The sequence below is a fragment of the Dyadobacter sp. genome, from assembly GCF_051859145.1.
In the GTDB taxonomy this organism is placed as follows: Bacteria; Bacteroidota; Bacteroidia; order Cytophagales; family Spirosomataceae; genus Dyadobacter.
In genome coordinates, this window is the sequence record NZ_JBHYGF010000277.1 from 1 (window position 1) to 5,784 (window position 5,784).

7 protein-coding genes are annotated in these 5,784 nt (G+C 43.4%); 3 read left to right on the forward strand and 4 right to left on the reverse strand.

The features are described from left to right. Positions 1 to 5: 5 nt before the first annotated feature. Complete coding sequence (locus ACTIE6_RS15925) at positions 6 to 407, reverse strand: hypothetical protein (RefSeq protein WP_439557580.1); 402 nt, start codon at positions 405 to 407, stop codon at positions 6 to 8. Positions 408 to 611: 204 nt separating this feature from the next. Between ACTIE6_RS15925 and ACTIE6_RS15930 the strand changes: the two genes are divergently transcribed. Genes ACTIE6_RS15930 through ACTIE6_RS15940 form a run of 3 tightly spaced genes read left to right on the forward strand, consistent with a single transcriptional unit; the run spans position 612 to position 3,802 of the window. Further along, a complete protein-coding gene (locus ACTIE6_RS15930) occupies positions 612 to 1,505 on the forward strand; it encodes an alpha/beta hydrolase family protein (protein ID WP_439557581.1) in 894 nt (297 codons plus the stop codon). A gap of 9 nt (positions 1,506 to 1,514) precedes the next feature. Further along, positions 1,515 to 2,711 carry an alpha/beta hydrolase-fold protein gene (locus ACTIE6_RS15935; RefSeq protein ID WP_439557582.1) on the forward strand — a complete coding sequence of 399 codons (1,197 nt, stop codon included), beginning with the start codon at positions 1,515 to 1,517 and terminating at the stop codon, positions 2,709 to 2,711. Positions 2,712 to 2,725: 14 nt separating this feature from the next. Then, on the forward strand, positions 2,726 to 3,802 hold the full coding sequence (locus ACTIE6_RS15940; protein ID WP_439557586.1) for an esterase: 1,077 nt from the start codon (positions 2,726 to 2,728) through the stop codon (positions 3,800 to 3,802). A 65-nt stretch (positions 3,803 to 3,867) separates the two neighbouring features. On the opposite strand, the gene ACTIE6_RS15945 is transcribed toward ACTIE6_RS15940, so the two are convergent. The 3 genes from ACTIE6_RS15945 to ACTIE6_RS15955 all read right to left on the reverse strand — a co-directional run. Further along, a complete protein-coding gene (locus ACTIE6_RS15945; RefSeq protein ID WP_439557583.1) occupies positions 3,868 to 4,272 on the reverse strand; it encodes a hypothetical protein in 405 nt (134 codons plus the stop codon). Beyond that, on the reverse strand, positions 4,269 to 4,736 hold the full coding sequence (locus ACTIE6_RS15950; protein ID WP_439557584.1) for a hypothetical protein: 468 nt from the start codon (positions 4,734 to 4,736) through the stop codon (positions 4,269 to 4,271). The genes ACTIE6_RS15945 and ACTIE6_RS15950 overlap by 4 nt, the downstream gene beginning before the upstream one ends. Before the next feature lie 247 nt (positions 4,737 to 4,983). Further along, positions 4,984 to 5,784, reverse strand: an 801-nt coding sequence (locus ACTIE6_RS15955; protein WP_439557585.1) for a helix-turn-helix transcriptional regulator, incomplete at its 5' end; no start/stop codon positions are given.

Consider the following 5,784-nt stretch of genomic DNA (forward strand, 5'->3'; position numbering starts at 1 on the left):
ATTAGTCAATTTTGAAGTATTGTATTCACTTTTATGGTGAGGTCATAATCCAAGGTGTTATTTGTAAGTATTGCCTTGCCAGTGATCTTGTACTCCAACTGATCGGCAAAAAAAGAGTTATTAAAATTCAGAACATTATTGTCAGAAACGGTAACGTTAGAAATGTTAATATCTTCCTTCGACCGTATAACGCTTCCATCCGGATAAGTATTCGTAAAAAAGAAAACGACATTTACGTGATTCAAATCTTGCCTGGTGATTTTCCAGGTCTCCGTTCTATTTACAGTGCTGTCCTTTTTTGAGCCATCATATTCACCTACAAATTTTCCTGCCAAATCTGGTTCACGATTTTTTTTACATGAGGTTGATATGAAGAATAGAAGCAACAGTAGAACTATGTTTTTCATTTAAAAGAGATTGTATTGTACGGGGATAAAGATAATAGATGCGCCTGTTATATACAGCTTTACATTAACTGACGCAGCGTTGATTATCATTGAGAGTTGGTGACCTTTTTATCAACTATACTAAAAGAAGCACAGGCATAGTAGTTAACAATTCAAAATCGCTTTCTCAGCTATCTTATCAGACCAACTATCAGATATCAGGAGATGCGGAAAACTACTTTTTTGAAAATTGCATTCAGTGCTTTTTTGTCGGTGCATACATTAATGGCGCAGCCGGTTGCTTCACGCGTTGTAGAAGATGGTGGAACGGGAAAGTATAGCGCAGTGATGACAACCCAGGCTTCATTACCGACCCACACGGTGTTTACGCCCAAAGATCTGAGTCCGTTTGGCAAAAAACAGAAGCTTCCGGTCATTGCCTGGGGCAACGGGGCCTGCTTCAATTCGCCCTTTGAGCATGTCAATTTTTTAAGTGAAGTAGCTTCTCATGGCTTTTTGGTCATCGCGATTGGTGTAATGCCCAAGGAATCGGGCGAACAAACCAAAGACCGTTCGAAATCCACGCAATTAGTGGATGCCATAGATTGGGCCATTGCGCAAAATGCGGATCAAAAAAGTCCGTACTACCAGAAAATTGATGTCAGTAAAATTGCTGTGAGTGGGATGTCCTGCGGCGGTTTGCAAACACTTGAAGTTTCCTCAGACCCGCGCGTAAGTACAGTTGTGGTATGCAATAGTGGCATTTTCAAAACTCCTGGAAACGGCATCAGCAATATGCCCAATTTGACGAAAGAAAATCTCAAAAAAATCCATACACCGACGCTCTATCTGCTTGGTGGAGAAAAAGATATCGCCTATGGAAATGGAATGGATGACTATGCTCAGATCAACCATGTGCCAGTATTTGTTGCCAATATGAATGTCGGTCATGGCGGCACTTATAGCCAGCCTTACGGCGGTGAATTCGCCAAAGTGGCCACGGACTGGTATAACTGGCAGTTGAAAGGTGATGTGAATGCAGGCAAAACGTTCATGGGAAATCCTCCGGGTCTCTCCAAAAACGATAACTGGACATTTGAAAAGAAGAATATGCCGTAATTGTCCTGAATGCAACTCAAACTGAAACCCAAAATCAACTCTGAAATGCACCTTACGACTGTAACCCGAATTGTTTTTACCTCTATAATGCTTTGCCTTTTCTTTACGGGAAAGGCCCAGCCTCCCAAAGGTCCTATCGTGGTATCGCCTCAGGTATTAGCCGATAAAAAAGTGACGTTTCGTTACCTGGCTCCCACAGCAAGAGAGGTAAAGCTTGCAGGAGGACTGTTTGGGGCTTCAAATGTTCCGATGACAAAAGATAGCATCGGAATATGGAGTGTTACCGTTGGCCCAGTAAGACCGGACGTTTATTCTTACAATTTTGTGGTAGATGGTGTAAGCGTCATGGATCCGGCCAATGAGGATTTTTTTCCAAATGAACGTTTCAAATCAAGTTTGTTTGAAGTTCCGGGCTTTACGCCGATGATACATTCAATTCGCAACGTGCCGCATGGTTCTGTGAACTACGAATATTACCCTTCTGTGGAAGGCACAACGGGTACAGTCGTAGTCTACACTCCGCCTGGATATGATCAAGATCCCTCTAAAAAATACCCCGTTTTCTATTTGATAAGTGGCACAACAGATACGGAGGAGACTTTTTTCAAGGCTGGTCGTACCAACTTTATACTCGATAACCTGATTGCAGAAGGCAAAGCGAAGCCCATGATTGTGGTCATGCCTTATGGCAATATCGAAGCACGCGTGGCGCATGAGAAAGGGGATCCTACACCCCCAGACCCGGTGAGGGACAGCCCCGACGGACTTGTCAGAATGCGCCGGTTTTCGGATGACCTTACAAAAAATGTGATTCCTTTTCTGGACAAAACCTATCGTACCATTGCGAACAGGGACAGTCGTGCCATCGGTGGTTTTTCCCGTGGCGGCGGGCAAACCTTACGGACTTCGTTCTGGAACATGGATCAATTTGCCTGGATCTGTGCCTACGCTGCCAACCTGCCTACGAGTGAACTGGACGGCACCTATTCAGCCATTACTTCCAATGCGGAGGCCACCAACAAACAATTGAAATTGCTGTGGGTAAGTGTCGGAAACGAAGATTTCATGTACAATGACGTTGCGACATTCCTGAACTATCTCACCGCAAAAAAGATCAATTATAAAAGCCTGGTCACAGGAGGAGGCCACAACTGGCCAAACGTCAGGACTTATTTGACGGAAACCGCTCAACTGCTTTTTAAATGAACAATCACTCAGCGATGAAATACGTCATTTCCATCATATTCCTGATATTCCTCGGGTCGATTAATTCTTTTGCTCAACGGCCACCTGCTATCGGTTCGCCACAAGTACATGCCGATAATAAAGTAACGTTCCGATACTATTCAAAAACTGCTAAAAAGGTGATGGTGAGCGGAGAGTTGTTGGCTGCGCCACAGGCCATGACCAAAGATACGTCGGGTATCTGGAGCGTGACGATTGGTCCGGTCAAGCCGGATATCTATCCCTATACTTTTTTAGTCGATAGTGTGCAGATCGCCGATCCGAATAACATGTATATTTTTGCGAATGAACGCTTTAAGCGCAGTATCGTGGAGATTCCCGGCAAAACGCCGCTGGTTCATTCGCTGCAAAATGTTCCGCATGGAAAAATCAGTTATCGTTATTATCGATCAAAAACATTGGGAACAACCCGCCAGTTGTTGGTCTATACACCTCCCGGATTTAATGCTAACGGAAAAGAAAAATACCCTGTACTATACCTTATACACGGAGGATCGGATACGGAAGAAACATGGACCAAAGTGGGACGCGCCAATCTGATTGCGGATAACCTGATTGCACAAGGGAAAGCAATTCCGATGATCATTGTAATGCCTTATGGCAATGTAAGGCCGGCTCCGATGCCCGATTTTACCAAAGATGTCATCAATGACATTATCCCTTTTGTTGAATCGAACTACCCGGTTTTGACAGACAGCAAACATAGAGCCGTCGCAGGATTTTCAGTTGGAGGAGGACAAACGCTTAACATCGGGTTAACCAATACCGACAAGTTTGCATACATCTGTTCTTATGCGCCTTACACCGCTACGGAAGAATTTCAAAAAAACTTTGCGAATTATGCTCCTGATGCCAGCAAAATAAACAATCAGTTAAAGCTATTCACGATCAGTGTTGGTACAGGTGATTTTTTATACGAAAGTGTGAAAAAGAACATTGCTATGTTTGAAGAAAAGAAAATCAATGTCAAATCGTATATCGTTCCCGGCGGACATGACTGGATAAATTGCAAGCAATATTTGGCTACTACCTTGCAGGAGATTTTTAAATAAAGAATTTGGAGTAAGCTAGGGATAATGATAAATGGCTGAGTTGGTCGGTTTGGTAAGGATGTCTATTATTTTACTATCTTAAAAATCAATTTCTTCTTACTATCATGCTTCGTAATCGAAAGCAATTTCCCCAACTTAATATCCGAAATTAGGTCTTTAAGAAGTTGTGTTTTAGCTTCGTCCGTGATATTTGGTGATCCTTCCGGGCCCGTTTTTGGATGGAGAAACATTAAATACAGGCTCTCATCCTTTACGATAATGTAAAAATAGGCGCGGTATCCGCCAGATCCCCCCAAACGCTTTTTAATGTACGTATTACCCGCATGCCCTCCCAAACGTCTACCACTTGAGAAATCTATTTCTTCTGCGAAGAAATAATCGACAATTTCTTTTTCCAAATCGCTATAAGCATTCTTCTTACTAAGCTTTTTGAATATTTTCTCAAACTCAGCGGTGCAGAATATTCTCATAGAAGATTTGAAAGCTCGTTCATGGCATCATTGAATTCATTGGACTCAGGTAATGTAATTACTGCTGATCTAAGATCAGAAATCGCTTCACCTAGTTCTTCAATTGCTTCTTTGTATAAGACGAATTCCGTTGCGGCAATTCCATTGTTAATTACAGGTTGAACCGTTTCAATGTATTCTAACTCCAAATTATACCAAATCTGAGAGGATTCGATTAATTCGACGATAGTCTCTTTTACTTTCTCATCCGAACTGTCAACCCAAGTGAGTTCTGCAAGGTAGGTACTGACGGTTTTCGCATTGGCCGTCTTCTTAGTGAGATCCTCTTGCAATTTAATAATTGCTAGGGTGATAGATGAAACCAGATCCCTCTGATCCTTTACGACTCTTACTGTTGCCGTTGCAGATACGACCTTTCTCAACCCCTGAGTGAGTCTATGAATATTTGGTTTAGTCGCAATCATGATCAATTTTTTAGTCTTTTTAATAAATCTTGTATGACTAAGATAACAAATTAAAGCAAAAAAGAATCACGATTCAGGTTGCAAGTAGCAGCACACTTAACCATTACGTCACCTCAGTCAATCGTTTCAACGCCTAATTGTCTCATTCTGCTTCTTCCATATCTGCTATACAAATCTCCATTTGTCGTCATGCAACTTCCTGATTTCCTCGATTAGGTCAATGTTGAAGGTTGGTTTAAACCAGCACTCAACCACCAGAATACTTCTTCGGCTTGGTACCCAGATGCGCTTCAAAAACACGTGCAAAATGGCTGAGGTTGGTAAAGCCCAGCCGGTAGCCCGTTTCATTTACTGACAATTTTTCTTCACGCAGCAGCCGTGCGGCTTCTTTCATTCTCAATGCCTGGTAATAGGTGTAGATGCTGTCGCCGAAGATCTGTTTGAAAAGACGTTTCAGTTTCGATGGGCTCATGTTTGCTTCGGCTGCGAGCGCATTAATGACCGGGGGATCAGACAGGCGGGTCGCCAGCTGGTCCCGGAGACGGTAGATGGCTGCAATATCTGCGCTGTTCAAAGGATACAAGTGTGGACTATCCCGCGCTTCCAGCGCCATCAGCAAATGGCAAATCAGTTCTTCGGATTTGATCCGAAGGAAAAACAGTTTGAATTGATCTTCGATGGTTTGTTCAACGAGCGCATCAACGATCGGCTGTAAGGCCGGATGAATGACCTGCTCAAAGAGCAAGGGCTGCCTGCTATCCAGCAGGCTTTGCAAAACGGTATTTGCTCCTGAGAGATGGAGCAGCCCGTTCAAATAATCCGCATCTACTTCAATATTGATCACTTCCGTATTGCTGTGCACGGCGATGGCGGCATCGGTATGGACCCGGCTGGTGCCGATCAGCACCGCGGGTGTATCGGACGTTGCTCCCTTTCCGGATCGGGGAAAAATATGCTGGAACTTGAAAAAGATGGTCCTCCTGGAAGGATCCATATCCGGATTTTCCAACACAATATCCTCATGCAGCTCATAATTACTGATGAGCAG